Source organism: Brevundimonas sp. UBA7664 (genome assembly GCF_002483305.1).
Classification (GTDB): Bacteria; Pseudomonadota; Alphaproteobacteria; order Caulobacterales; family Caulobacteraceae; genus Brevundimonas.
In genome coordinates, this window is the sequence record NZ_DLHQ01000056.1 from 1 (window position 1) to 24,855 (window position 24,855).

Below are 24,855 nucleotides of genomic sequence, written 5' to 3' on the forward strand. Positions count from 1 at the left end.
CTCATCAACCTCGACTTCGCCGACATCCGCACCGTCATGGGCGAGATGGGCAAGGCGATGATGGGCACGGGCGAGGCCTCGGGCGAGGACCGCGCCCTGCAGGCGGCCCAGAACGCCATCGCCAACCCGCTGCTGGACGAGACCTCGCTGAAGGGCGCCAAGGCTGTACTGGTGAACATCACCGGCGGCATGGACATGACCCTGCTGGAAGTCGACGAGGCCGCCAACGCCATCGCCGGCGAGGTGGACGCCGACGCCAACATCATCTTCGGCGCCGCCTTCGACCCGGCCCTGGACGGCAAGATCCGCGTCTCCGTCGTGGCTACCGGCATGGAAGATCTGGCCGCGGCCAAGACCACGCCGAATGCGACGACCTCGGCTTTTGACGCCCGCCGCCCGACCCCGGCTTACGCCGCCTCGCGCGCCGAGCCGGTGCGTCATGAGCCGGTCCGCGCCGAGGCGCCGCGCCAGCCCGAGTCCGTGCCGATCGTGCCGACCTTCCAGTCGAGCCAGGCGACCTACGGGACGGCGGCGCGCGCTCCCGAGCCGCGCCCGGAGCCGGTGATCCACGCCGCTGAGGACCGCACGCTGGAGCCGATCGTCGATCCGTGGGTCGAGGAATATGAATCCGCGCCGCGCAGCCGGACGGCGGCCGAAAAGACCGCTCCTGTCGCCCAGGGCGATCTGTACATGGACCGGACCGGCGACCGCGCCGCCGCCCAGGCCGAGCCGCGCCGGGAAGAGCCGGCGTATGACGATTATGACGATCGCGATCATCGCAAGTCGGGCTGGAGCCTGTTCGGGCGCGGCAAGCGCCAGCCGGCGCAGCCGACCTATCCCGGTCCGTCGCGTCCGACCGACGCCCGGATGACCGAGATGCGCTCGACCAGCCAGACCCAGCCCGCCGCCGAACCGGAGCTGAACCAGGCCGAGGACGATCTGGAAATCCCGTCCTTCCTGCGTCGCCTCGCGAACTAGATCCTTCGACCATCAGGAAAGCCCCGGAGTTCGCGCTCCGGGGTTTTTCACGTCCGGTACGGTTACCGCGACCGAAACAATCCGAAACCCGACTTTCATTTCGCTGTTGCAAAGCCGTCGCTAGACGGTTGCTGGGGCGAACTCCGCACGACAGAGGCGGGGCGCAGAAGATGCAGAGAGTTTGAGTTTGCCGGTCCGCAACGACCATCACCAGAGGACGACCGTCGCCCCCGCGATCATCGCGGGCGTGGGCGTGCACACGGGCGACCGGGTGCGTCTGGCCGTGCGTCCGGCGCCGGTCGGCACGGGCATCGTCTTCGTGCGCACCGACATCAAGGACCGCGACAACCGCATTCCGGTCTCGGGCGAGGCCGTCGTAGACGCCCGGCTGAACACCATGATCGAGAACGCCGCCGGCGTTCGCCTGTCGACCATCGAACACCTGATGGCGGCCTTCGCCGCGCTGGGCGTGTCGAACGCCGTGGTCGAGGTCGATGGGCCCGAACTGCCGATCCTGGACGGTTCGGCGCTGCAGTTCGTCCAGCTGCTGGACCGCGCCGGCTTCCGCCGCCAGGAAGCGCCGGTCCGCTATATCGAGATCCTCGAGCCGATCCGGGTCCAGGAGGGCGACAAGTCCGCCGTCCTGCTGCCCTGCGACCGTTATGAGATGCGGTTCGAGATCGACTTCGACACGCCGGTGATCGGCAATCAGGTGGTGGACTTCGTCGTCGACGAGGAGACCTTCCGCAACGAGATCATGGCCGCCCGCACCTTCGGCTTCGCCCATGAGGTCGAGGCCCTGCGCAAGGCCGGTCTGGCGCGCGGCGGTTCGCTGGAGAACGCCGTGGTCATCGACGGCGACCAGATCCTGAACCCCGGCGGGCTGCGGATGGAGCGCGAGTTCGTCAAGCACAAGGCCCTGGACGCGATCGGCGACCTGTATGTGCTCGGCGCGCCCCTGCTGGGCCGCTACGAGGGCGTCAAGGCGGGCCACGCGATCAACAACCTGCTGGTCCGCGAACTGCTGGCCAATCCGCAGGCATGGCGCGAGGTGACGCGCGTGCCCGAGCTGGCGATGGCGGGCTGAACACCCGTCTCGCGGGGTGAGAATTCGACGACTCTTTCAGAGCGACTTCGAATACCGAATGCGAGGAATTGAGAGATTACGGCGACGCCGTACTCGCCTTTCCTTCTCCCATTGGGAGAAGGTGGCGCGTAGCGCCGGATGTGGGCGACTGGTTGAAGCGGCGAAGCCGCCCCCCGACAGACGACCCACACCCTTTCGCGCAAGGACGACGGCTGCGCCGTCGTGCGCTCAAGCCCTCTCCCAATGGGAGAGGGTCATACGAGACTGATCGCGCTCATCAGCCGGCCGAAATCGGCTTCCCCGTCCAGATAGGCCCGACGGTTAGAATAGAACCGCGCCGCATCGACGCGCGTGTCGTCGCCGGTCCAGGCGGCGTCGGCGACGCCGGCCTGTTCCAGCCTCCAGAGGACGAACGCCGGAAGGTCGAACAGGCGTTTGTCGACGGTCTCGCCCGGCGCGAAGAACCGGGCGGCGCCCGGATCGTGGTGCTCGAACCGGTCCTGGAAATCGGCGCCGACTTCGTAAGAGGCCTGGGCGATGCAGGGGCCGACGACGGCGACCATGCGGCGCGGCTCGGCGCCGAGCGCCTGCATGGCGGCGACGGTGGAGTGGACGACGCCGTCCAGGGCGCCCTTCCAGCCCGCATGGGCCGCGCCGACGATCCCGGCCTCGGGATCGGCCAGCAGGATCGGGGCGCAGTCAGCGGTCAGGACGGCGCAGAGGACGCCGGGCGCGGCGCTGACCGTGGCGTCGCCCTCGGGCCGCGCGCCCTTCCAGCCGGCCTCGGCGACGCGGGCGATGGCGGAATGGATCTGGAAACAGGCGGCGAGGTCGTCGGAGACGCCGCCGAGGTGTTCGGCGACGCGGCGGCGGTTCTCGGCGATGGCGGCGGGGTCGTCCTTCGAGCCGACGCCGGTGTTGAGGCCTTCGTAGAGGCCGGTCGAGACGCCGCCTTGCCGGGTGAAGAAGCCGTGGCGGACGCCGGCGCGGTCCAGCAGGGGGTGGGTGATGGGGGACAGCGTCATGGTCAGTCCTCGAACCCGGGCACGACAAGGGAACGCGGCGAGAAGATCGCGCAGGCCTTGAACAGGGTTCCCATCTGGTCGTCGGCGGTCAGCCGGGCCAGCTGACGGTCGATGATCGCGGCGGCGTCGGGGCGGCCCTCTTTCAGACGGTGAGCGCGGGCCTCGATGCCGAGCAGGTTGAGGAACTCGCCCTGACCCATCGTCCCGGTCACGTCGGCCCCGGCGTGGATCGCGGCCTCGAGCACCGAGGGGAAGTCGGCCCACTGGGTCAGGTCGACCTCGCCGGGCGTCTCCAGCGGATCGACCTTCTGGTGGCGGCGCAGGCCCTGGAGGGTGTCACCGGCCTCGCGCCGGGCGCGGCCGTAGTCGATCAGAAGCGCCGCCCCGGAGGCGGCCTTGACCAGCGCGCCGAGGTCACGGCCGAAGGCGGCCTGCTGGTCCGATATCTCGATCGTCTGGCCCGGTTCGACCTCGAAGTCCGGGCGCTTGAAGCCGCCGGTGATCTTGACCAGGCCAAACTGAAGCGCGCCGTCATCGGTGACGCCGATGCGGCGTTCGGCCCAGCCGTCCTCGGTCTTCACGAACTGGCGGGCGGGCAGGCAGTCGAGCACCTCATTGGCGATCAGGATCACCGGGGCATCGGTCTCGATCCGGTCCAGCGAGGTGACCCAGCGCGGGTGGAGGTCGCTGTCGGCCAGCATCCGGGCCTGGGCCTCGCGCAGCGGGGGGCTGGGCTCGATCAGGATCAGGTCGACGGCGCGCAGGAATTCGGGGTCCAGCCGGGCGGCGCGCATCGCGTCGGCCATCAGGGTCCCGTCGCCGGGTCCGACCTCGACCAGCCGCACCCTTTCCGGCGCGCCCAGACGCCGCCACAGCTCGACCGCCCACAGGCCGATCAGCTCACCGAACATCTGGCTGATCATCGGCGCGGTGATGAAGTCGCCGGTCGCGCCGATGGCGGGCCGGGTGGCGTAGTAGCCGTCCTGCGGGTCGTGCAGGCAGCGGCTGACATAGTCGGCCACCGTCATCGGCCCGGTCAGGGCGATCTCGCGCGCCAGACGTTCCTGCAGCGACATAGGCTCAGGCGGCGACCGGCGGCCGGCTCCAGGCGCGCCAGATCAGCCAGGCGCCGATCAGCATCATCGGAACCGACAGCATCATGCCCATGGTCAGGCCGAGCGGCAGTTCGGACAGCTTGCCGGGGTCCGGCTGGCGGACGTTCTCCAGAGAGGCCCGCACCAGGCCGTAGCCGAACAGGAAGATGCCGGTGACATAGCCGGGCTTGGCCAGCAGCTTCGCCTTGTAGACGGCCAGCCACAGGATGACGGCCAGGGCGATGCCCTCGAGGCCCGCCTCATAGAGCTGGCTGGGATGGCGCGGGACGAGGCCGGCCGGGCAGAAGCCGTACATGGTCTCGATGGTGCGGTTGCAGAACACCATGCCCCAGGGCGCGTCGGTCGGGCGACCCCACAGCTCGCCGTTGATGAAATTGGCCATGCGGCCGAAGAACAGGCCGATCGGCGCGACCGGCGCGATCAGGTCGCCGAGGCTGAGCAGCCGGATCCGGTGCTTCCAGGCGAACCAGCCGATCGCCACGCTGACGCCGATCAGACCGCCATGGAACGCCATGCCGCCGTCCCACAGCCGGAACAGGGCCAGCCGCTCGCCCCAGTCCGCGCCCGTGACCAGGTCGACATAGAGCGATGGCTTGTAGAAGAGGGCGAAGCCGAACCGGCCGCCGAGGATGATGCCGAGCGTGATCCACAGCACCAGGTCGTCCAGCTGGACGGACGTGACCGGCGGTTTGCCGGGCTGCCAGACGGCGTTGTCGCGCGCCAGACGGCTGGCGTACCACCAGCCCAGAACAATGCCCGCCACATAGGCGAGGGCGTACCAGCGAATGTCCAGCGGACCGATGCTGAACCAGACGGGTTCGATGTCAGGAAATGGCACGGGCGCTCCACAAAGGCCGGTTCTCGCCAGAGGGGTTTAGCAAGCGTCGCCGCCCCCGTCCCTGAAATTTCCGCAACACGCGCGCGTCGCCCAATTCAGGCCATAGGTCGCATCGACAGCAAGGTTTCGTTCACCATATCGGGTGAACCTTCATTAACGATGCTCGTTGGTCCGAGCCGGAGAGTTTCATGCAGACCCGCAACCCCCTCCTCGACGAGTTCGCCAAGCTGACCACGGGGGCCATGGGCCTGGCCCAGGCGGCGGGCGAGGAGGCGAAGACGGCCTTCCGCGCCGGCACGGACCGGATGGCTGCCGACCTCGATCTGGTCCGCCGCGACGAATTCGATGCGCTGAAGGCCGAAATCGCGGCGCTGCGGGCCGAGATCGCGGCGCTGAAGTCGCCAGAGAAGTCGCCTGCGAAGACGGCAAAAAAGCCTGCCACGGGAACGTCCACAGGCCCCGTTCCCCCTCAGGACGCAGCCGGTTGAGCCGAATCTGCGAACCCGCCTACCGTTCGGTGACAGGGCGTGAGTCGCGCCCGGAGATGACGTAATGGACGCTGTCCGGCCCGAAGAAACCGAAATGCCGCACGATCCGCTGGACGTCGTCGAGCATGTCCTGGTGGCCGAAAACCTGCCGTTCGACCGCACCGACGAGGGCGATCTGGCCTTCGCCCTGGCCGGCGACTGGAAGGACTATGAGTTGTGGTTCGCCTGGCGGCCGGAGGGCGATTGCCTTCAGCTGTGCTGCGCGCTGGACCTGCAGGCCTCGAAGTCACGCCGGGCGGCGGCCTATGAACTGGTCGGCCTGATCAACCAGCGGACCTGGATGGGCCATTTCGAGGTCTGGGCCGAGGACGGCGAGATCGTCTTCCGCCATTCGCTGGCCCTGCCGATGGGCGAACGCCCGACCCTGGCCCAGGCGGCCTCGATGATCGACGCGGCGGTCGAGGCGGCGGACCGCTACTACCCCGCCTTCGACTTCATGATCCGCGGCAACAAGAAGCCGCAGGAGGCGATCGACTCCTGCCTGTTCGAGACCGTCGGCACGGCCTGAGGCCATGAACGCAAACGCGAGAGCCGGAACCGTCGCCCTTGTCGGCTGCGGACGGCTGGGTTCGGCCATTCTGGAGGGATGGTTGAAGACCGGCGCGGTCGACGCGCGCGATCTGATCATCCTGACCCCGTCGGACAAGCCGGCCGCCGAGGCGGCGCGGACGAAGGGCGCGCGGGTCAACCCGGCGTCGGCCGCCTTGAGCGAGGCGCGGGCGCTGGTGCTGGCGGTCAAGCCGGCGATGTGGCGCGAGGCCCTGACGCCGCTGGCCGGTGATCTGAATCCGGACGCCGTGGTCGTCTCCGTGATGGCCGGCGTGGCGGCCGCGGACATCGGCGCCGTGTCAGGCCGCCCGGTTGCCCGGGTCATGCCGACCACGGCCGTGGCGCAGGGACAGGGAGTCGCCGCGCTGTGGTCGGCGGACGCCGGGGCCCGCGAAACGGCGCGAGGGCTGTTCGCGGCCATGGCCGATGTCGTGGATCTCGACCTTGAAGCCCTTATCGACGCCGCCACCGCCAACGCCGGCTCCGCCCCGGCCTTCATCCACGCCTTCGTCCAGGCGCTGGCGCGAGCGGGCGAGGCAGAGGGGCTGCCAGCCGATGCGGCGACGCGACTGGCGCGCGGCGCGTTGCGCTCGGCGGGGGCGAGCGTCGGGACGGGAGAGACGCTGGAGGCCCTGATCGCCCGCATCGCCTCGCCGGGCGGCACGACGCGGGCGGGGCTGGACGCCATGGCGGCGACGGGCGACCTGGACCGGGCGGCCGGGGCCGCGGTCAGGGCCGCCGTGCAACGGGCGCGAAGCTTCTAGTCGGTCACGTAGCCACCGTCGGCGAGGTTGTCGGCCCGCCGCCGCCGGAGGGATATCAGCCCGGCAGGCGGATCAGGGCCCGGAGGCCGCCCATGTCGCTGCGTTCGAGCGTGATGTCGCCGCCGTGCCCGCGCGCCACGTCGCGGGCGATGGCCAGCCCGAGGCCGACCCCCTTGCTGTTCTGGTTGCGCGAGGCGTCGAGGCGGGAGAAGGGGTGGAAGGCCTCTTCATGCATGTCCTCGGGAATGCCGGGCCCGTCATCCTCGACCGCCACCTCCAGCCCGCCGGAGGGCAGGGGGCGGGCGCTGAGGCGGACATGCTCGCCATGGGCGGCGGCGTTGCCGGCCAGGTTGGTCAGGGCGCGCTTGAACGCCAGCGGGCGCAGCGAGGCGGTCAGGTCCGCGGGCGCGCTGACCTCGACCCCGGCCCCGGCGCGGCGGACGTCCTCGGCGGCCGTCTGCAGCAGGTCGGTGATCGACACCGTCTGGGCCGCCTCGCCGGCCTCGCCGCGGGCGAAGGCGAGGTATTCGTCGATCATGTGCTCCATCTCGTCGAGGTCGCCCTGCATGGCGCCAGCGCGCTTGAACGGCGGCGCCAGCGCCAGTTCGAGACGCAGGCGCGTCAGGGGGGTGCGCAGGTCGTGGCTGACCGAGGCCAGCAGGGCAGTGCGCTGGTCGATGTGACGCTGGATCCGCTCGCGCATGGCGAGGAAGGCGACGGCGGCGGCGCGGACCTCGCGGGCGCCGTGCGGCTTGAACCGCGCGTTGGTCTCGCCCCGCCCGAACGCCTCGGCGGCCTCGGCCAGCCGTTCGATGGCCCGGACCTGGTTGCGGATGAACAGGATGGCGACGCTCATCAGCAGGACGGTGGCGATGGTCAGCCACAGGACGAAGATGTGGGCCTGGGTGGCCACGGCGCGTTCCCGGGGCGCGATGATGCGCAGCACTCCCTGCGGCTGCTGCACGCGGATATCGACGTAGGCGGGGTAGCGTGTGGTGTCGAACCAGACAGGCTGGTCAATGCGGTTGGCCAGCGCCCTCTCGAGCGTGCGGTCGACGACGCCGATCGGGCCGCGCCGGGTGGACTCGGGCAGGGCAGCCCCCTCCTGCAGGGCGATGGACAAGGACATCGAGCGCTGGGCGCGCTGGGAGATGACGGCCAGATTCTCCGCCGTCGGATCGTCGCGCCAGCTTTCGGCGGCCCAGGCGATGTCGCCGGCGAGGCCGTCGGAAAGGCGGGCGGTGACCGTCTGCCAGTGCATGTCGAAGAAGGCCCAGGTGACGGCCACCTGCATGACCAGAACGGGCAGGACAATGATCAGCAGCGACCGTCCCCAAAGCGAGGTCGGCAGGCGCCGCTTGAGGAACCGCGGCCACAACGAGGCTGGCAAGAGTCTCAACGTCCTTCCCCCGAGATGGGGGAAGGAAGGTAGAGGGCGCACTCCATCAGTCCGGGGCCAGCATATAGCCGACGCCGCGCACGGTCTGGAGGTAGCGTGGGTTCTTGGGGTCCGCCTCCAGCTTGCGGCGCAGGCGGGTGACCTGCACGTCGACGGCGCGGCCGGTGATGTCGGCGGTGTCGGGCGACAGGCTCATGCGCTCGACGGCGGAATGGGCGTGGATGGCCAGGGTCTTCAGAAGCTGGGCCTCCGCCTCGGTCAGGCGTTGCAGCTTGCCGTCGCGCATCAGCTCCAGCCGCTCCATGTCGAACACGGCCGGCCCCAGCTTGATCTCGCGCGGGGTCAGGGGCTTGCCGCCGGTGCGGCGCAGGATGGCGTCGACGCGCAGGGCCAGTTCCCGCGGGTCGAACGGCTTGGACATATAGTCGTCGGCCCCCCGCGACAGGCCCTCGATGCGGTCGTCGGGATCGCCGCGGGCGGTCAGCAGCAGGACGGGGGTCTTCGAGGTCTCGGCCTTGGAGCGGACCCATGTGGTCAGGTCGAAACCGCTCTCGCCCGGCATCATGACGTCGAGCACGACCAGATCGAATTCGATCAGCTCCATCAGGCGCTTGGCGGCCGCGGCGTGGGCGGCGCCGGTGACGCGATAGCCCTCGCGGGCGAGGAATTCCTTCAGCAGTTCGCGGATGCGGTCATCGTCATCGACGACCAGCAGATGTCGACCGGCGCCCGCGCCGGCGACCGGGCCGGACCGGCCATGCGAGCGCACATCGCTCATGCCGAAGCGACCGACGTAGGGGTCCAGGCGTTGACCTGAGCGATTCCGGCGGCTCTAACCCGGTGATCAGCGCGGGAGACGTTATTCAATGGCCTTCGTTCCTATCGACGATCGTGACGGTTGGATCTGGTTTGACGGCGAATTCGTGCCCTGGCGGGAAGCCCGCGTGCATGTTTTGACCCACGCACTCCACTACGCGTCTTCTGTTTTCGAAGGCGAGCGGATGTACAATGGCCAGATCTTCAAATTGACGGAGCACACGAACCGGCTGTTCCGTTCGGCCGAGGTGCTCGACTTCCAGATTCCGTTCACGGTGGCGCAGATCAACGACGCCTGCAAGGAGACCTGCGCCCGAAACGGCCTGACCGACGCCTATGTGCGCCCGATCGCCTTCCGCGGGTCGGAACAGGTCAGCGTCTCGGCCCAGGAAACCCGGACCCGCGTGGCCATCGCGGTGTGGGACTGGCCCAGCTATTTCGACGCCGATACCAAGGCGAAGGGCATTCGCCTGTGCTGGGCGCCCTACAAGCGGCCGTCGCCGGAAACCGCGCCGACCGAAGCCAAGGCGGCGGGCCTGTACATGATCGGCACCATCAACCGTCACTTCGCCGAGGCGCGCGGCTATGCCGACGCCATGCTGCTGGACTGGCGCGGCTATGTCGCCGAGGCGACGGGCGCCAACGTCTTCTTCGTACAGGACGGCCGGCTGATCACCCCGCCGGCCGACGGGGCGATCCTGAATGGCATCACCCGCCAGACCGTGCTGGAGATGCTGGCCGCGCGCGGGCTCGAGGTCGAGGTGCGCCACATTCTGCCGGAGGAACTGGCCGGGTTCAGCGAATGCTTCCTGTGCGGCACGGCGGCCGAGATCACCCCGGTGAGCGAGATCGGCGACGATCGCTTCACCCCGGGTGACCTCAGCCTCAGCCTGATGGACGAGTACAGCCGGCTGGTCCGCGGCCAGCTCTAGGCCGACGCGGGCTTCCGGCGGCGGATGCCCCACCAGACGGCGCCGCCGATGACGACGATCGGCAGCAGGATCGAGCCGGCGGTGATCAGGATGGCCAGCATGCCCATCGACAGGCCGAAGGCGTCGCCCAGCGCACGGGCGACCGGGCGCGTCGGGCTGTCGGCGGCCATGACGCCGCCCTGGCGGTACTCGAGCGTCAGCCGGGCCGACTGGACCCGGTCGTTGAGTGCGCGCAGTTCGATCTGCTGGGCGTCGTACTGGCGACGCAGCTCGGCCAGGTCGCGCTCGATCTCCAGCCGCTGGGCCATGGTTCCCCCGCGCCGCGCCTGAAGGTCCTCGATGCGTTGGGTCAGGGAGGCTGTGGTGCGTGCGCCGGTCGTGGCCACATCGATGCCGCGCGTGACGTCCTCGCCGTCGGTGACGGCTTCGTCGAGGCGGCCGCCGGCGTTCTGGGCGTCGAGGGCGAGGCCACTGCGGAAGCGGTTGATCCATTCCGGCTGGCCGCGCAGTTCCAGCTGTCCGGCGGGTTCGCGCGCGGTCCAGTCGGCCTGGGCCGAGATCACCTGGCAGTAGCCTGGTCCGGCCGAGGCGCAGGCCAGTTCGTGTCGGCTCATCATCTCGGCGCCCCGGTCGCGCGGCAGGGACAGGGCGTATCGGTAGGCGTAGGCGATCTGCGCCACCGGGGCGAGCGGAGCCGGCCGCGGCGTCGTGACCGGGGCAGGCCCGGCTGGGTTGCGCAGGGTCGTGGCCGCGGCGTCGGCGGGCGCCCCGGCGGCGGCGTCGGCTGACGCGGCTTCATACGACTGAGCCTGTTTGTCATCACTCGGCGGCGAACATCCCGCCAGCACGATCAGTCCGGCCGAGGCCAGCATCAGAGCCTTGCGCATCGTCATTCTCCCTGTCCCGTGGTGATCACGGTTTCGTGATGACGCGCGTGGAAGGCGACGGATTCAGGGCTGGAAACGAGCGAAACGGCGGCTTGCCATTCCCGGCGCCGTGGCGTTCAACAGGGCGGGGCCGGCGGGGAGCCGGCGGGGAAGTCGTCCATGTTCAGCCTGCTGAATCTCCAGAGCCTTCTCGGGCTGGTCGTGATCGTCGCCGCCTGCTGGGGCCTGTCCGAGAACCGGCGCGCCTTTCCGTGGCGGCTGACGCTGGGGGCCATCGCGGTGCAGGCGGCGCTGGTGCTGGCCCTGTTCGCCATCCCGGGCTCTCAGAACGTGCTGGCGGCGGTCACCGGCGCGGTCGACGGCCTGAACGCCGCGACGCAGCGCGGGACCCAGTTCGTGTTCGGCTATCTGGCGGGGGGCGACCAGCCCTATGCGGTGACCAACGACGGCGCGCTGTTCACCTTCGCCTTCCAGGTCCTGCCGCTGATCCTGGTGATCTCGGCCCTGTCGGCGCTGCTGTGGCACTGGAAGGTGCTGAAGTGGATCACCCACGGCTTCGGCATCCTGTTCCAGCGCACCATGGGTCTGGGCGGCGCCTCGGCGCTTGCGGTGGCGGCCAACATCTTCCTGGGCATGATCGAGAGCCCGATCGTGATCCGGGCGTATCTGGACAAGCTGACCCGGTCCGAACTGTTCCTGATGATGGTGGTCGGGCTGGCGACCGTGGCCGGATCGACCATGGTGGCCTACGCCGCCATCCTGGGCCCGGTGCTGCCGAACGCGGCGGGTCACGTGCTGGTCGCCTCGATCGTCTCGGCGCCGGCGGGCATTCTGCTGGCGCGGATCATGATCCCGGAAAAGCCGGGCGAGGGTGGAGCCCATGCCGAGTACGATTCCGCGCTGAAGTACGACAGCGCCATCGACGCCATCGTCAAGGGCACGGCCGACGGGCTGATGGTGGTGCTGAACATCTCGGCGGTGCTGATCGTGTTCGTGGCCCTGGTGGCGCTGGTCAACGTCATGCTGGGCGGCTTCTGGCTGTTCGGGGATCACGTCACGGTCGAGCGGGTGCTGGGCTGGCTGTTCATGCCGGTCGCCTGGCTGACCGGGGTGGAGTGGTCGGAGGCCGGCAAGGCCGGCTGGCTGCTGGGGGTCAAGCTGACCCTGACCGAGTTCGTCGCCTTCATCGAACTGGGCAAGGTCCCGGCCGGCGAGATGAGCGAGCGGACGCGGATGCTGATGACCTACGCCCTGTGCGGCTTCGCCAACATCGGGTCGGTCGGAATCACGGTGACGGGACTGTCGGTGCTGATGCCCGAGCGGCGCGAGGAGGTGCTGGGCCTGGTGTGGAAGGGTCTGTTCGCCGGCTTCCTCGCCACCCTGATGACCGCCTGTGTGGTCGGGGCCTTGCCGGGGCGCGTCTTCGGCCTGTAGCGTTGCGATAAGCAACGGAGACCGGCCCGATGAAGCTCTACACCTCTCACCGCGCGCCCAATCCGCGCCGGGTCCGCTGGGTGATGGCCGAGAAGGGCATTACGGACGTCGAGCTGGTCGAGATCGACATCCTGACCGGCGAGCACAAGACGCCCGACTACCGGGCGCGGGTGGGCGTGCCGCATGTGCCGGCGCTGGAGCTGGACGACGGGACGACGATCTCGGAATCGGTCGCCATCTGCCGCTATCTGGAGGCCCTGCATCCCGAGCCCAACCTGTTCGGCCGGGACCCGCGCGAACAGGCGGTGATCGAGATGTGGACGCGCCGGTGCGAGTTCTACCTGGCCAATCCGATCATGCTGAGCGTGCGGCACTCCCACCCGGCGCTGGCCGCGCTGGAGGCGACGCAGATGCCCCAGCTGGCGGACTACAACCGGGTCGCGGCCGAGAAATTCATGAAGACCCTGGACCGCCGGCTGGCCGAGCATGAGTTCATCGCCACGGACCGGTTCACCATCGCCGACATCGTCGCCGTGGTCGGCCTGGACTTCGCGCGGCTGATCAAATACCGCCCGCCCGAGGAGTTGATCCATCTGGCGCGATGGCTTGAGGCCAGCCGGGCGCGGCCGGCGGCGAAGGCGGGCGCCTAGGCAGGGGCCGCCTCCATCCACAGCCGGCGCCGATCACCGGTTGCACTGCCCGCCCGCCGGTGCTCCTCTCGGACGAGGCGGAGGGGCTCATGTCAAACGGTTTTGAAGGCAGGCGGCGGTTCGATCTGGGCCGCGTTGTCGAACGCACATTCGGAGCCATCGGGGCCAACGGCCTGCCGCTGTTGCTGACGGCCTTGATCTTCGTGGGCCTGCCCCAGGCCGCGCTGGCCTGGGGTCAGGCGCAGTATCTGATGGCCGGGTCCGACATGATGACCGCCGGAGTCGTCGTGACGGCGATCAGCTTTGTGGTCGGCATCGTCTGCAACGTCATTCTGCAGGGCGCGGTGACTCACACGGTGGTCGCCGACCTCCAGGGCCGCAAATCGACCCTTGGCGAGAGTCTGGGCGTGGCGTTGGGCTCCTTCTGGGTCCTGCTGGGCGTCGGCATCGTGTCCGGGCTGGCGATGATGCTGGGGCTGGTCCTGCTGGTGATCCCCGGGATCCTGATCTTCCTGATCTGGCTGGTGGCGGGACCCGTGGTGGTGGCCGAGGGCGCCGGCGTCGGCCGCGCCTTGCAGCGCAGCCGCGACCTGACCCGCAATCATCGCTGGTGGTTGCTGCTGCTGGCCTTCGTCTATCTGGTGATCAGCTGGATCCTCGGCATGGTCATCGGCATGGTGAGTGTGGCCGCGGGCGGCTTCCAGCCCGGATCAGCCCTGAACATCGTGAACCTGTTCGTCGCGCCCCTGATCCAGGCGATCTCGGCGCTGCTGTGGGCCTCGATCATCGCCGCCACCTATGTCGAGCTGCGCAGCGTCAAGGAGGGCGGCGGCCAGACCATCGCGGCGATCTTCGACTGATCGGCTACGACAGGTCGAACTTGTCCTTGCGCCGGCGTCCCATGAGCAGCCGCGATTCCAGCCGGCCGCGGATGGCGTGATAGTAGGCGCGCAGGAACTCCAGATCCGAGGCGTCGCCGCGGGCGTAGCCGATCTTGGCGGCGATCCGGTCCGCCACGGCGCGGACGGTCGGCTTGTCCACGGTCCGCAGCACCTGCTCCAGCACCTGCAGCTCCTTGACGCCATAGGCGTCCAGCTGGGCCGGTGTGAAGGCGAAATTCGGCTGGTGCGCGGCCCCGTCGTCGGCCATGTCGCGCAGCAGCTTCTGTTTCGGCGTCCGCAACACCCAGGTGCCCGCGACCAGATCGCCCGCCCTCAGCTTGTCGGCGTTGAACAGCGGCAGCAGGACAAAGACCGCGCACCAGATCAGGCCGAGGATATAGATCCAGCCGTCGATGTCGCCACCGCCGCCCGACAAAGGCCTGGCCAGCATGACTGACAGCGGCAGGAACAGCTCCAGCTCGCGCAGGACATTGCGGGTGAAGATGGCCTCGAACCGCAGCCTCCCGCCGTCGCGGGTCGCGACCCGCAGGCCCATCGCCCTCTTGCCCGGCGTCGCGGCCCGCGCCGACATCTCGAACCCCAGGAAATAGCCGTTGCGGAGCAGGAACACGCCCAGCAGCCAGATGACCGCGATCATCTCGCCCGCCCGCGCCGTCGATCCGAAGACGAAGCCGGCGGCGATGGTGAAGACGAGGGTCACGCCGAGGATGATCATCATGTCGATGATCAGGGCGCCGAGGCGCTGGCCGACGCTGGCGATCTCCAGCCGCAGGTCGATGCCCTCGGGCGTGACCAGGCTGCGCTGACGCTTGCGCGCCTCTGCGGTGATGTCGACGGCGGTCATCGGGCGCGCCTCGCCGGCCGCGGGGCGTAGAAATACAGGCCCCAGACCAGGGCGGTGGCGGCGGCGATGCCGTAGCGGACCAGATCGTTGCCGATCAGCTGGCGGCCGAAACCCTCCAGCAGCCCGGCCAGCATCAGCATGATGACCACCCCCATCATCGCCGCCCCCGCGCCGCGGCCGGCGCCGGACAGGGCCTCCAGCCGGCTGTGATCGCCCGGGAAGGCGACGGCCCAGCCGATGCGCAGGCCGGCGGCCCCCGCCAGAATGATGGCGAACAATTCGGTGACGCCGTGGATGAGCAGCCAGCCGCCGAACTCGAAGCCGACGCCCTTCGAGAAGAAGACATGCAGCATGGCGCCCAGCATGGCGCCGTTCATCAGCAGCAGGATGATGGTCGGCACGCCCAGCGCGAAGCCGAGCGCGAAGGCGGTCAGGGCCACGCTGGCGTTGTGGGTGAACAGATAGGTGGAGAAGAACGACAGGCCCTCGGAACCCTCCTCGTGGTACAGGGTCGCCCTCAGGGCCGCGGCCGAGGCCGTGGGGTCGCGATCGGCGGCCAGCGCGGGATCGACGAAGGCGTAGAACCAGTCGGCGTCCGCCGCGATCAGCCCCCACGCCACGCCCGCGCCGAGGGCGGTGATCAGCAGGGCGAGCAGGGTCTCGCGCCACAGGCCGCGCACGCCCGCGGGCCAGTCGCGGGCGAAGAAGGCGCCCAGCTGCTCCAGCGGCGTCGACCGCGCGCCATAGACGAAGAAATAGGCGCGGGCGGACAGGCTCTCGAGATAGCCGATCAGGGCCTGGTCCAGAGAGGTGGCGCGCGCCACCGACAGCGCCGAGAGGGTCGAGCGGTAGAGCACCGGCATGGCGAGGATGTCGGTGTCCGACAGGGCCGCGGCCGACCGCTTCTCGGCCTTGGTGACCAGCGCCTCGAGACGGCGCCAGTCGGCCTCGCGCTCGCGGCGGAAACGCTGGCTCTTGAGTTGCAGCTCGCTCACAGCAGGTCCCGCCGTTTGAGGTCGAGATAGACGTTCAACACCTCGGGTCCGATGCGGTCGGCGGGCGTCTCCACGATATGGGCCCCCAGCCGGCGCAGACGGGCGAGGACGAGGTCTCTCTCGCGCAGCAGGCTGGCCGCCACCACCGCCCGGGCGACGTCGTCGGGCGTCTCCGGGGCCGCGGTCACCAGCGCCTCCAGTTCGTCGTCGTGCATGACCACGAACAGGACCAGATGGCGTTTGATCAGCCGGCCGGCGGTCTCGATCATCAGCTCGGCCGACGTCGAATCCGCGAATTCGGTGAAGATCACCACCAACGACCGCCGCTTCAGGCTGGACGACAGGGTCGTCAGGCCGAGGGCGTAGTTGGTTTCCCCGGTCCCGTAGTCGATGGCGGCGGCCTGACGGACCAGCAGGGGGAAGCCGGCGATGCTGGACAGGGCGCCGGTCGACAGGCGGGGCCGGTCGTCGAAGGCGAACAGGCCGGCCCGGTCGCCGCTGCGCAGGGCGGCGTAGGCCAGGATCAGGGCCCCGTGGATGGCGCGGTCGATGCGGGGCGCGCCGTTGATCGGCTCGCTCATCACCCGGCCGCAGTCCAGGGCCATGACGATCTGGTGGTTGCGCTCGGTGCGGAACTCCTTGGCCAGCAGGGTTTGGTGGCGGGCGGACTGTTTCCAGTCGACCGTGCGGCGGTCCATGCCGGAGTGGAAGTCGCTGAGGGCGTGGAATTCGGCGCCCTCGCCGAGGTCCAGCTGGACCTTGGCGCCATGCATGGCGTCGCGGCTGAACATCCGCACCGCCTCGTCCTCGATGCGGCGAATGTCGGCGCCGATCGGGGCGGCGACGGCCAGTTTCTCGCGCGCCTGCCGCCAGATCAGACCCAGCGGCCCCTGCCAGCGGACGACGGCCTCGGAGAAGACCGCCTGGCCGCGGCGCTCGGGCTGGAGGTCGAAGACGAAGGCGCCCGGCTCCACCGGCCGGCCCTGCACATTCAGCAGGCCGGCGCGCGGTTCGGCCTCCAGCGCCGCCTCGAGCGCGCGGGGCGTGCGGCCGTGCTTGCCGAAGCTCGCCTCCAGCCGGGCTGTCGCGGGCGCGGCCACGGCCAGATAGCCCGGCGCCTCGAACGCGATCCGGGCCGACCGGGGCCAGGGCGCCAGCAGGGCGTCCAGCAGCATCAGGGTCCCGACCGCCAGCAGCCAGACGGGGGCGGCGAGCCACAGGCCGGGCTGGATCAGGCCGACCACGAGGGCGACGGGCGCTCCCGCGAGCGCCGCCACCACACACCGGCGCGTGGGATAGATCATCGCGGTGCGGGAACCTGTTCGATCAGGGAGCGGATCGCCTGTTCGACCCGGCGGCCCTCGATCTCGGCCGCCGGCGACAGCACCACCTTGTGGCGCAGGGCGGGCAGGGCGAGACCCTTGACGTCGTCGGGGATGACATAGTCGCGGCCGTCCAGCACGGCGCGGGCGCGGGCCGCCACGGCCAGCATGGCCCCGGCGCGGGGCGAGGCGCCGGTCTGCAGGTCGGCGCTCTCGCGCGTGGCCCGGATCAGGTCGACGACATAGGCGGTGATCTCGGGCGACAGGCGGACGCGCGACACCATCTCGATGGCGGCGGCGACCGTGGCGGCGTCGGCGACCGGCTCGACCCCGAGCGCGGCCGGGTCGGGCATGCCGGCGTGGGCGCCATGGGCCTGGACCACCTTCAGCTCGTCGTCGCGCGACAGGTAGTCGAGGGTCTGTTTGAACAGGAACCGGTCCAGCTGGGCCTCGGGCAGGGGATAGACGCCCTGCTGCTCGATCGGGTTCTGGGTGGCGATGACGGTGAACCGGTCGCTGAGCGCGTGGGTGTCGCCGTCGACCGTCACCGACCGCTCCTGCATCGCCTCAAGCAGGGCCGCCTGGGTCTTGGGCGGGGTGCGGTTGATCTCGTCGGCCAGCAGCAGGTCGCAGAACACCGGGCCCCGCGTCAGGGTGAAGGTCGAGGTCTGGAAGTTGAAGATGTTGGACCCGAGGATGTCGCCCGGCATCAGGTCCGGGGTGAACTGGATGCGGCCGAACTGGAGGCTCAGGGTGCGGGCGAAGGTCTGGGCCAGCAGGGTCTTGGCGGTTCCGGGCGGACCTTCCAGCAGGATGTGGCCGCCGCAGAACAGGGCGGTCAGCATCAGATCGACGGTCTCGGTCTGGCCGATGACCGCCTTGGCCACCTCGGTACGGATGCGGGCTGCGATGGCCCCGACTTCAGTCACGTCCACGGGTCATCTCCAGTTTCCAGCGCATCAGGGATCGGGCGACGCTCATCAGGTCGCCGGCGTTGCGGGCCCGGTCCGCCTGGGCGGACAGGTCTGCAAAGGTGGTCGCGGAGCCCTGCCGTCGGGCGAGGCGGTCGAGCAGGGCGGTGGTCTCGTCCTGCGACAGGGACGACGGCGCGGCGACGGCGCGCGCGGCCTGGGCCCGGACAAGGTCCGCATAGGGTCGGGCCATGCCGTGCTCGCGGCGGGCCAGCCGCACCAGGGCGGCGGTGTTGTCGGCCAGCGCCTTCTTGCCGAGAGCCACCGCGCGGCGCGCGTGGCGGTGCGGCCGGAAGCGGACCATGGCCTGCCATCCGACCAGGGCGGCGGCGAACAGCAGGCACAGGGTGAAGCCCAGCAGCGGCGGCTCCAGCAGCAGGCGCAGCACGCTGCGCGGGCGGGTGAATCCGTGCAGCGACAGGTCGAAGGCGATGGCCTGGTCCGGCGGGCCCAGCGTCTCCAACAGGGCCAGGGCGGCGCGAGCCTTGGCCGGCTGGTCCATGTCCCGGGTGTTCAGCAGGTCGGGATCGGCGAGGACATAGAGGCCAGAGTCGTCGTGGGTCAGCACGAGCGCGCGGCCGGCGCCGTCCATGATCACCGGCGTCCAGCCGGGACCGGACAGGGTGCGCAGCCCCTGCACCGGCGCGCCGGTCGCGATCAGCCGACCGCCGCCGCCGAGCAGGCGCGGCGCGGTCACGGCGGCGCCCTCGGAGAGAACCAGCCCCTCGCGCACGTCCTCGGGCAGGACCGACAGGGTGTTGGCGGGGGACAGGGTCCCGGCCTCCCGCACCCAGCCCTTGCGCGTCAGCTCCGGCGTGACCTGCCATTTGGGCAGGACGACCAGAACGGATCCGGCCTCCCAGCGAAGCGTCTCGAAGGCCTCTTCCTCGCGTCCCATCGGCGGGGTCAGGATCAACAGCCCGTCGCGGGCGCCGCCGCGCAGGGGACCGCGGCTGAGCAGTGCCGGGCGATCCATGCCTTTCAGCAGCTTGACCAGTCCGCCATAGCCGATGGCGGAGCGGGACAGGGCGTGGCCGCGGCCGTCGTCGCCGTTGCTGATCTCGGGCGCATAGGCGCTGAGCGCGCCCAGGGCGGACAGGGAGAAGACCGCCACCAGCACGAGGGCCAGCACCATGCCGGGCCGGAACGGATGGCGGGCCTTGCCGGGCGCGTCGGACAGGGTCGCGTCGGTCATGCCGCCCACGCCTGCGGAAAGGCGAAGGCCTCATAGGCCTGGCGGCAGTCGGCCCAGGTCGCGCTGTCCACCGGGCGGCCACCGAACAGGCTGCTTTCGACCACCCGCGTGATCCGGTCGAAGGCCGGGCGCGCGCCGGAGGGAAGGCGGCCCAGGCCGGCGATGTCGCGGGCAGTCAGGGCCGGGCGCACTGTATTGGGCAGGCGGCCGTCGATGTCGTTGATGCTGCGCAGCAGCAGCAGGTGGACCGCTTCGTCGAACCGCCCCTCGGCCGCCAGGGCGTCGGCGTCCGACAGCAGGGCCAGGGCCGCGGCGGGGGCGGGCCGCCAGGCGTCATCCCGGATGTCAAGCTTGTCCGTCCGCTCGGGCAGGCGGATGCGGATGAGCTCGCGGCCGATGAACCACAGGATGGCCAGGACGATGGCCGCCAGTCCAAGCCAGAAGACAATCTTGAAGAGCGGTCCCATGGCCTGGAGAAATTCGAGCAGCGGCTGCAGCCAGCCGGGCGGCGGGGGCGGGGGCTCGATCCCCTTCATCTCGAACTGAAGGGCCTTGTCCGCCGCGAGCGCCCGGTGCGCGGAAGCGAACGACGCTTCAAACGCGGCCGCCTGATCCGCTCCGGCGGCGGGAAGATTGGCCTCGGTACGCCCCATGTCGCGCCACGATGCCGACTGGATTTCGAGAAGTCGAGGGCGGCGGCGCGGGAAAACGACGCAACCGGCGGTTTACCGGCGCCGGGGTCGCGGTTCAGTCCTGATGCTCGACCACATGTTTGCCCCGGACCATGCGGACATAGGGCAGGGGCCGGTCCGGGCGGGCCAGCCGTTCGGCCACCTCGCCCAGAACGAAGCGGGTGATGGCCGGCAGGTCCTGCGAGCGGGCGTCGGCCAGCGGCAGCCAGGCGATCTCGTCCAGTTCGCCCGAGCCGGCGGTCGGCTCGGGATGCAGCAGGGCGCGGGCGTCGGCCATGAAGAAGCGGGCGTCGAAGCGGCGGGTCCGTCCCGGCGGGGTGATGGCGCGGGCGACATAGGACAGGGCGGCGAGGTCGGGCAGGGCGCCCGCGGCCCGGAACTCGCGCCACGGTCCGGCGACCGAGGCGGCGGGCGCCGGCGCGGCGAGCAGCAGGCCGGTCTCCTCGAAGGTCTCGCGCACGGCGGCCAGGGCGAGGGCGCGGGCGCGGCGGACGGGGACCTCGCGGGTGAGGCGGGCCGTTTCCGCCGCGGGCAGCGCATTGGCCGAGGCGGCGGTGAAATCCGACCGGTCGATCCGTCCGCCGGGAAATACCCATTTGGCGGCCATGAAGACATGACCCGGCGCGCGCCGACCCATCAGCACCTCGGCCTCGCCCTTGCGCACGCGGGTCAGGATCAGGGTGGCGGCGTCCTTCGGCCGCTGGCGTCCGCCGACGCGCGGGGCGTCGGTCAGGTCGCGGTCGGAGTCGAACGGGGTGGTCATGGCCGGGCCATAGCACGCCCGGCGACCGGCGGACGACTGAGTGAAGGCTCAGTCGTCGATACGGGTTCCGGTCAGGATCAGCACCGACAGGTCGCGGGTGGGGGTGTAGTTGCGCCGCCGGATCTCGAACCGGGTCGAGCTGATCTTGCGCACGCCCTCGCCGCAGAAACTGACCAGGTTGTTCGACGAACCCTTGTCGACCACCAGCCGGAACTCGCCGATCGGCTCGGCCCAGTTGGCGCCCGTGGTCAGGATGTAGTCGACCCAGGTCTCGGTCAGATACAGGCCCCGCGCCCGCATCCGGCGGGCGCCGGCGTGGAAGGCGTCGTCGGTGCAATATCGGGCGGCGTCCTCGCTGGCGTATTGGCTCTCCGCCATGGCCGGGTCGCCAAACACGCTCCCCGACGAGCCGCCCACGGCGGGCGTATACTGGTGGCGGACGTCAAGCTCGCGTCCGGCCGGGAAGACCTGGGTCCAGTAATGGGTGGTCTTCAGGGTCCAGAGCGGGACCAGCTCGAGGTGGCGGACGCCCGCGTCAGTCCAGGATCGGTCCTCGATCAGGCCCATCTCGATCAGCATGTCGATCTGCGGCCGGGGCAGGCCGGCCAGCGCCTGAAACGTCGCATCGCCACGCGGCGAGGGCGGCACGCCGAGGCCACGCAACAGGCCGGTATGGTCGACTTCGTTCAGGAGCGCCTTCTGTTCGACATTGGTCGCCACGCGGCGGCCGTTCACCGTCGTGGTGAAGGGCATGCTCAGCGGGTCCTCGAGCGCGACATCGCTTTCGATGCCGCCCTGCAGGTCGGGCAGGGGGAAGGCCACGAGGGTTGAGATGTCCTGGTCGGTGCGGTTGTAGAAGCGATAGCGGACGCGGATTTCCCGCGCCGAGACATAGAGGTCCTCGGACCGCATCTCGATGCCGTCGGTGCGTCCGAGAACCAGTCCGCCGGCGCCCATCGAGGCGACGCTGTCATTGGCCGCCGCTGGTGCGGCGAGCAGGACGGCGGCGAGCAGGGCCGCGGCGGTCCGGTTCAGTCTGGTCATGATGTCCTCCCGCGCCGACGTTAGCCGATCGCCGGCGGCGGAACCATGACGGTTCCTGCTGTCAGCGCCGCTTGCCCTTGCGCACGCCCTTCAGACCGCCGGACGGCTTTGGCCCGCCCGGGCGTCCGGCGCCGCGTTTCGGGAAGCCGCCGCCGCCGGGGCCGCGGGCGCGCTGGCCCAGCCGGGGCGCCGGGGCGTTGGGATCGCGCGGCGCCGGGTCGGAGAGCATTTCGAAGACCAGGCCGCCGGTGATCGGGGTGGCCTCCTTGAGCCGGACCTCGACCGTCCGGCCCAGGGTCCAGCGCGCGCCGCTGCGCTCGCCGACCAGGGCGTGGGACTTGTCGTCGTGGCTGAAATACTCGGTCCCGAGGGTCGACACAGGGACCAGGCCGTCGGCGCCCGTTTCATCCAGCCGGACGAACAGGCCGAACCGGGTGACGCCGGTGATGCGGCCGGGGAAGGTCGCGCCGACCCGCTCCTGCAGGAAGGCGGCCATGTAGCGGTCCATGGCGGCGCGTTCGGCGGCCATGGAGCGGCGCTCGGTCATGGTCACCTGTTCGGCGATAGCAGGCAGTTCGGCGACCTCGCGGTCGGTCAGGCCGTCCTTGCCGAGGCCCAGGGCACGGATCAGGCCGCGGTGGACGATCAGGTCGGAGTAGCGCCGGATCGGCGAGGTGAAGTGGGCGTAGCGGTCGAGGTTGAGGCCGAAATGGCCGACGTTCTCGGCCGAATAGATGGCCTGCATCTGGCTGCGCAGAACGACCTCGTTGACGACCTCGGCGTGGTCGCCGCCGCGGGTCTCATCCAGCAGTTTGTTGAAGCGTTTCGTCGTCGCCGGCTCGCCCTTGGTCCACGGCTTGCCGATGGTCTGGAGGAAGTCGCCGAGGTTGAACAGCTTCTCCTGGCTGGGCGCGTCGTGGACGCGGTAGAGCAGGGGCGTCTTCTTCTGCTCCAGGGTCTCGGCGGCGCAGACGTTGGCCTGGATCATCATCTCCTCGATCAGCCGGTGGGCCTCGAGGCTGACGCGGGGCTCGATCGAGATGATCTGGCCCTGGTCGTTCATGCGGATGCGGCGTTCAGGGCTTTCGATGGCCAGCGGGCTGCGCTTCAGCCGGCCCTTCAGCATGGTGCGGTAGGCGGCCCACAGCGGCTCAAGGATGGCGGCCATGATCGGGCCGGTCGTGTCATCGGTCTGGCCGTCGATGGCGGACTGGGCCTGTTCGTAGGACAGCTTGGCGTGCGACCGCATCAGGCCGCGCATGAATTTGTGCCCGGTCTTTCGGCCGTCCCTGTCGAAGACCATGCGCACGGCCATGCAGGCGCGGTTCTCGCCTTCCTTGAGGCTGCACAGGCCGTTGGACAGGCGCTCGGGCAGCATCGGCTCGACGCGGTCAGGGAAGTAGGTGGAGTTGCCCTTGTCGCGCGCCTCGCGGTCGAGATTGGTGTTGGGGCGGACGTAGGCGGCGACGTCGGCGATGGCGACCCAGACGATCCAGCCGTCGGCGTTCTTCGGATCCTCGTCGCGCATCGCATAGACGGCGTCGTCGTGATCGCGGGCGTCGGCGGGATCGATGGTGATCAGGGGCAGGTCGCGCAGGTCCTCGCGGCCCTTCAGCGAGGGCAGTTCCTGATCTTCCGCTTCCTTCTCGACCAGTTCCGAGAAGCCCATCGGGACGTTGTGGGCGGCGATGGCGATCAGGGAGGCGGCGCGGGCGTCGCCCTCGTGGCCGATCTTCTCGAGAATCTTCCCGCGTTTCGGCCCGTAGCGCTGGTCGCCCTTTTCGATGGCGGCCAGCACCAAGTCGCCGTCGCGCAGGCCCTCGGCCTGGGCGTGGGGGACCAGCAGCACGTCCTTGGACTTGCGGTCGACGGGCTCGACCCGGACCTCCTTGTTGGACTTGCGGATGACGCCCAGCACCTTGTTGGCGCCGGCGTCGAGCCGCTTGATCAGCCGGGCTTCCCAGCCGTCCTCGCCGCGGGCGAATTTGACCAGGACGCGGTCGCCCATGCCGGGGGCGGGGCCGGCCTTGCCGCCGTTGTCGGGGATCAGCAGGGCGCGCGGGGCGTCGGCCGAGGCCTCGACCAGACGGACATAGAGTTCGCCGTCGAGGTCGCGCTCGACCACATCGGCGACGCCGACCGGGGGCAGGGCGCCGACTTCGGAAAAGCCCTTGCGGCCGCGCTTGCCGAGCTTGCCGGCGTCCTCAAGGGCGCGGATCATTTCGCGCAGGGCGCGGCGCTCGCCGCCCTTGAGGCCGAAGTGGCGGGCGATATCGGTTTTTTCGGCTGATCCGGCTTCGCGCAGGAAGGCGATCAGGGTGGCTTCGTCGGGGAGGCCGGCGGGCGGCCTTTTGGGGTTCTTTGTCATTCAGTTCTTCTGTTCGCCGATCGTTTCGGCGGGATTGATGCAGGCCACCCCGAGGGCGCGGGCCGCCTGGGCGAGGCCCCGGTCAAACGTCGCAAGAGCATAACGGCGCCGGAGACACAGGGCTGCGTGGATCGCGTCTGGCGCCCGGAGCTTGAGATCGAAGATGCGTACAAGCCGTTCGGCGAGACGGATGTCCTCGCTCTCGAGCGGCTCGGCGGCCCCTGCCCAGGCCTTGAGGCGATCGAGCCCTTCGAGTCGGGACGTGGCCTGGGCATTCGAATCCACGGCCATGCGAACGCGTCTCGAGATTACGGCGGCAACTTCGGCTGAGGTGAAGTCGCCGATGACGAATTCCTCCTCGCGCCGCAGTATGTCGGCGACATGCGGCGAGGTCGGTTCACTGAGGAGAAGGGCGGCGATCACGTTGGCGTCGAGGTAGATCGCCATCAGGGGCCTTCATCCCGCATTTCCCGAATGAGATCGACCGACGGTCTGTCAGCAGGCGGCAGGCTCTCGCGCATGGTGCGAAGGTCTTCCAGCAGCCGGTCAATCTCCTCAGGGGCCGCCGGTCGCCGGCGGGGTTCCGGAGCCGCTTTCACGATCTCGGCGATCACCTTGCCGTGGCGGGTGATGATGATGCGTTCGCCGTCCTCGACCCGCTCCAGCAGGTGGGTGAATTTGTTCTTCGCTTCGGCGACGCCGTAGTGGGCCAAGGCAGCCTCCTGTTATGGCCATAA

The 24,855-nt window shown here is 69.9% G+C and carries 25 protein-coding genes and 1 pseudogene; 9 read left to right on the plus strand and 17 right to left on the minus strand.

What is annotated here, in order from left to right; genetic code table 11:
• Both B2742_RS12790 and lpxC read left to right on the plus strand, forming a co-directional pair.
• Nucleotides 1-978 (plus strand): annotated as a pseudogene (locus B2742_RS12790) (cell division protein FtsZ); the annotation flags it as partial.
• 187 nt (nucleotides 979-1,165) lie between these two features.
• The gene (gene lpxC / locus B2742_RS12795; protein ID WP_292067202.1) at nucleotides 1,166-2,065 is read left to right on the plus strand and encodes a UDP-3-O-acyl-N-acetylglucosamine deacetylase; all 900 of its coding nucleotides are present in this window, start codon (nucleotides 1,166-1,168) and stop codon (nucleotides 2,063-2,065) included.
• A 254-nt stretch (nucleotides 2,066-2,319) separates the two neighbouring features.
• Here lpxC and pgeF read toward each other — a convergent pair whose 3' ends face one another.
• Genes pgeF through lgt form a run of 3 tightly spaced genes read right to left on the minus strand, consistent with a single transcriptional unit; the run spans nucleotide 2,320 to nucleotide 5,043 of the window.
• Nucleotides 2,320-3,090 (minus strand): peptidoglycan editing factor PgeF, encoded by a 771-nt coding sequence (pgeF, locus tag B2742_RS12800; RefSeq protein ID WP_292066914.1) that lies wholly within the window; start codon nucleotides 3,088-3,090, stop codon nucleotides 2,320-2,322.
• 2 nt (nucleotides 3,091-3,092) lie between these two features.
• A complete protein-coding gene (locus tag B2742_RS12805) occupies nucleotides 3,093-4,166 on the minus strand; it encodes a class I SAM-dependent methyltransferase (RefSeq protein WP_292066915.1) in 1,074 nt (357 codons plus the stop codon).
• 4 nt (nucleotides 4,167-4,170) lie between these two features.
• Complete coding sequence (gene lgt / locus B2742_RS12810; RefSeq protein WP_292066917.1) at nucleotides 4,171-5,043, minus strand: prolipoprotein diacylglyceryl transferase; 873 nt, start codon at nucleotides 5,041-5,043, stop codon at nucleotides 4,171-4,173.
• Between the two features lie 188 nt (nucleotides 5,044-5,231).
• Here lgt and B2742_RS12815 point away from each other — a divergent pair, with 188 nt between their 5' ends.
• The 3 genes from B2742_RS12815 (at nucleotide 5,232) to B2742_RS12825 (ending at nucleotide 6,904) form a co-directional block, all read left to right on the plus strand.
• Nucleotides 5,232-5,531, plus strand: coding sequence for an accessory factor UbiK family protein (locus B2742_RS12815; protein ID WP_292066919.1), 300 nt, complete (start codon nucleotides 5,232-5,234; stop codon nucleotides 5,529-5,531).
• Between the two features lie 64 nt (nucleotides 5,532-5,595).
• On the plus strand, nucleotides 5,596-6,099 hold the full coding sequence (locus tag B2742_RS12820) for a YbjN domain-containing protein (RefSeq protein ID WP_292066922.1): 504 nt from the start codon (nucleotides 5,596-5,598) through the stop codon (nucleotides 6,097-6,099).
• Between the two features lie 4 nt (nucleotides 6,100-6,103).
• Nucleotides 6,104-6,904 (plus strand): pyrroline-5-carboxylate reductase family protein, encoded by an 801-nt coding sequence (locus tag B2742_RS12825; protein WP_292066924.1) that lies wholly within the window; start codon nucleotides 6,104-6,106, stop codon nucleotides 6,902-6,904.
• A gap of 55 nt (nucleotides 6,905-6,959) precedes the next feature.
• Here B2742_RS12825 and B2742_RS12830 read toward each other — a convergent pair whose 3' ends face one another.
• Nucleotides 6,960-8,303 (minus strand): sensor histidine kinase, encoded by a 1,344-nt coding sequence (locus B2742_RS12830; RefSeq protein ID WP_292066927.1) that lies wholly within the window; start codon nucleotides 8,301-8,303, stop codon nucleotides 6,960-6,962.
• A 46-nt stretch (nucleotides 8,304-8,349) separates the two neighbouring features.
• Nucleotides 8,350-9,081, minus strand: a complete 732-nt coding sequence (locus B2742_RS12835) for a response regulator (protein WP_292066929.1) — start codon at nucleotides 9,079-9,081, stop codon at nucleotides 8,350-8,352.
• Nucleotides 9,082-9,169: 88 nt separating this feature from the next.
• On the opposite strand from B2742_RS12835, the gene B2742_RS12840 reads away from it, so the two are divergent.
• Nucleotides 9,170-10,051, plus strand: a complete 882-nt coding sequence (locus tag B2742_RS12840; RefSeq protein WP_292066931.1) for a branched-chain amino acid aminotransferase — start codon at nucleotides 9,170-9,172, stop codon at nucleotides 10,049-10,051.
• Here B2742_RS12840 and B2742_RS12845 read toward each other — a convergent pair.
• Nucleotides 10,048-10,944 carry a DUF4349 domain-containing protein gene (locus B2742_RS12845; RefSeq protein WP_292066934.1) on the minus strand — a complete coding sequence of 299 codons (897 nt, stop codon included), beginning with the start codon at nucleotides 10,942-10,944 and terminating at the stop codon, nucleotides 10,048-10,050. The two genes, B2742_RS12840 and B2742_RS12845, sit on opposite strands and share 4 nt — an antisense overlap.
• A 153-nt stretch (nucleotides 10,945-11,097) precedes the next feature.
• On the opposite strand from B2742_RS12845, the gene B2742_RS12850 reads away from it, so the two are divergent.
• From B2742_RS12850 to B2742_RS12860, 3 genes are all read left to right on the plus strand, one after another.
• Entirely contained in the window at nucleotides 11,098-12,372 is a 1,275-nt protein-coding gene (locus B2742_RS12850) for a NupC/NupG family nucleoside CNT transporter (protein ID WP_292066937.1), read from the plus strand.
• Between the two features lie 29 nt (nucleotides 12,373-12,401).
• Nucleotides 12,402-13,022 (plus strand): glutathione S-transferase family protein, encoded by a 621-nt coding sequence (locus tag B2742_RS12855; RefSeq protein WP_292066940.1) that lies wholly within the window; start codon nucleotides 12,402-12,404, stop codon nucleotides 13,020-13,022.
• 89 nt (nucleotides 13,023-13,111) lie between these two features.
• Nucleotides 13,112-13,882: a hypothetical protein gene (locus B2742_RS12860; protein WP_292066943.1), complete on the plus strand. Its 771-nt coding sequence runs from the start codon at nucleotides 13,112-13,114 to the stop codon at nucleotides 13,880-13,882.
• A 4-nt stretch (nucleotides 13,883-13,886) separates the two neighbouring features.
• On the opposite strand, the gene B2742_RS12865 is transcribed toward B2742_RS12860, so the two are convergent.
• The 11 genes from B2742_RS12865 to B2742_RS12915 all read right to left on the minus strand — a co-directional run bounded on the left by B2742_RS12865 (nucleotide 13,887) and on the right by B2742_RS12915 (nucleotide 24,831).
• Nucleotides 13,887-14,768 carry an RDD family protein gene (locus tag B2742_RS12865; protein ID WP_292066946.1) on the minus strand — a complete coding sequence of 294 codons (882 nt, stop codon included), beginning with the start codon at nucleotides 14,766-14,768 and terminating at the stop codon, nucleotides 13,887-13,889.
• A complete protein-coding gene (locus B2742_RS12870; protein WP_292066949.1) occupies nucleotides 14,765-15,763 on the minus strand; it encodes a stage II sporulation protein M in 999 nt (332 codons plus the stop codon). The genes B2742_RS12865 and B2742_RS12870 overlap by 4 nt, the downstream gene beginning before the upstream one ends.
• Nucleotides 15,760-17,067, minus strand: a complete 1,308-nt coding sequence (locus B2742_RS12875; RefSeq protein ID WP_292066952.1) for a DUF58 domain-containing protein — start codon at nucleotides 17,065-17,067, stop codon at nucleotides 15,760-15,762. Before B2742_RS12875 ends, B2742_RS12870 begins: the two co-directional genes overlap by 4 nt.
• Nucleotides 17,064-18,020 (minus strand): AAA family ATPase, encoded by a 957-nt coding sequence (locus B2742_RS12880; protein ID WP_292066956.1) that lies wholly within the window; start codon nucleotides 18,018-18,020, stop codon nucleotides 17,064-17,066. The genes B2742_RS12875 and B2742_RS12880 overlap by 4 nt, the downstream gene beginning before the upstream one ends.
• The gene (locus tag B2742_RS12885; protein ID WP_292066958.1) at nucleotides 18,007-19,251 is read right to left on the minus strand and encodes a hypothetical protein; all 1,245 of its coding nucleotides are present in this window, start codon (nucleotides 19,249-19,251) and stop codon (nucleotides 18,007-18,009) included. The genes B2742_RS12880 and B2742_RS12885 overlap by 14 nt, the downstream gene beginning before the upstream one ends.
• Entirely contained in the window at nucleotides 19,248-19,904 is a 657-nt protein-coding gene (locus tag B2742_RS12890) for a DUF4129 domain-containing protein (RefSeq protein WP_292066960.1), read from the minus strand. The genes B2742_RS12885 and B2742_RS12890 overlap by 4 nt, the downstream gene beginning before the upstream one ends.
• Before the next feature lie 94 nt (nucleotides 19,905-19,998).
• Nucleotides 19,999-20,706 carry an NUDIX hydrolase gene (locus B2742_RS12895; RefSeq protein WP_292066962.1) on the minus strand — a complete coding sequence of 236 codons (708 nt, stop codon included), beginning with the start codon at nucleotides 20,704-20,706 and terminating at the stop codon, nucleotides 19,999-20,001.
• A 48-nt stretch (nucleotides 20,707-20,754) separates the two neighbouring features.
• Nucleotides 20,755-21,750, minus strand: coding sequence for a DUF4424 domain-containing protein (locus tag B2742_RS12900; RefSeq protein WP_292066965.1), 996 nt, complete (start codon nucleotides 21,748-21,750; stop codon nucleotides 20,755-20,757).
• A 61-nt stretch (nucleotides 21,751-21,811) separates the two neighbouring features.
• Nucleotides 21,812-24,118, minus strand: coding sequence for a ribonuclease R (gene rnr, locus B2742_RS12905; protein ID WP_292066969.1), 2,307 nt, complete (start codon nucleotides 24,116-24,118; stop codon nucleotides 21,812-21,814).
• On the minus strand, nucleotides 24,119-24,565 hold the full coding sequence (locus B2742_RS12910; protein WP_292066971.1) for a type II toxin-antitoxin system VapC family toxin: 447 nt from the start codon (nucleotides 24,563-24,565) through the stop codon (nucleotides 24,119-24,121).
• Nucleotides 24,565-24,831, minus strand: a complete 267-nt coding sequence (locus B2742_RS12915; protein WP_292066973.1) for a type II toxin-antitoxin system Phd/YefM family antitoxin — start codon at nucleotides 24,829-24,831, stop codon at nucleotides 24,565-24,567. The genes B2742_RS12910 and B2742_RS12915 overlap by 1 nt, the downstream gene beginning before the upstream one ends.
• Between the last annotated feature and the right edge of the window lie 24 nt (nucleotides 24,832-24,855).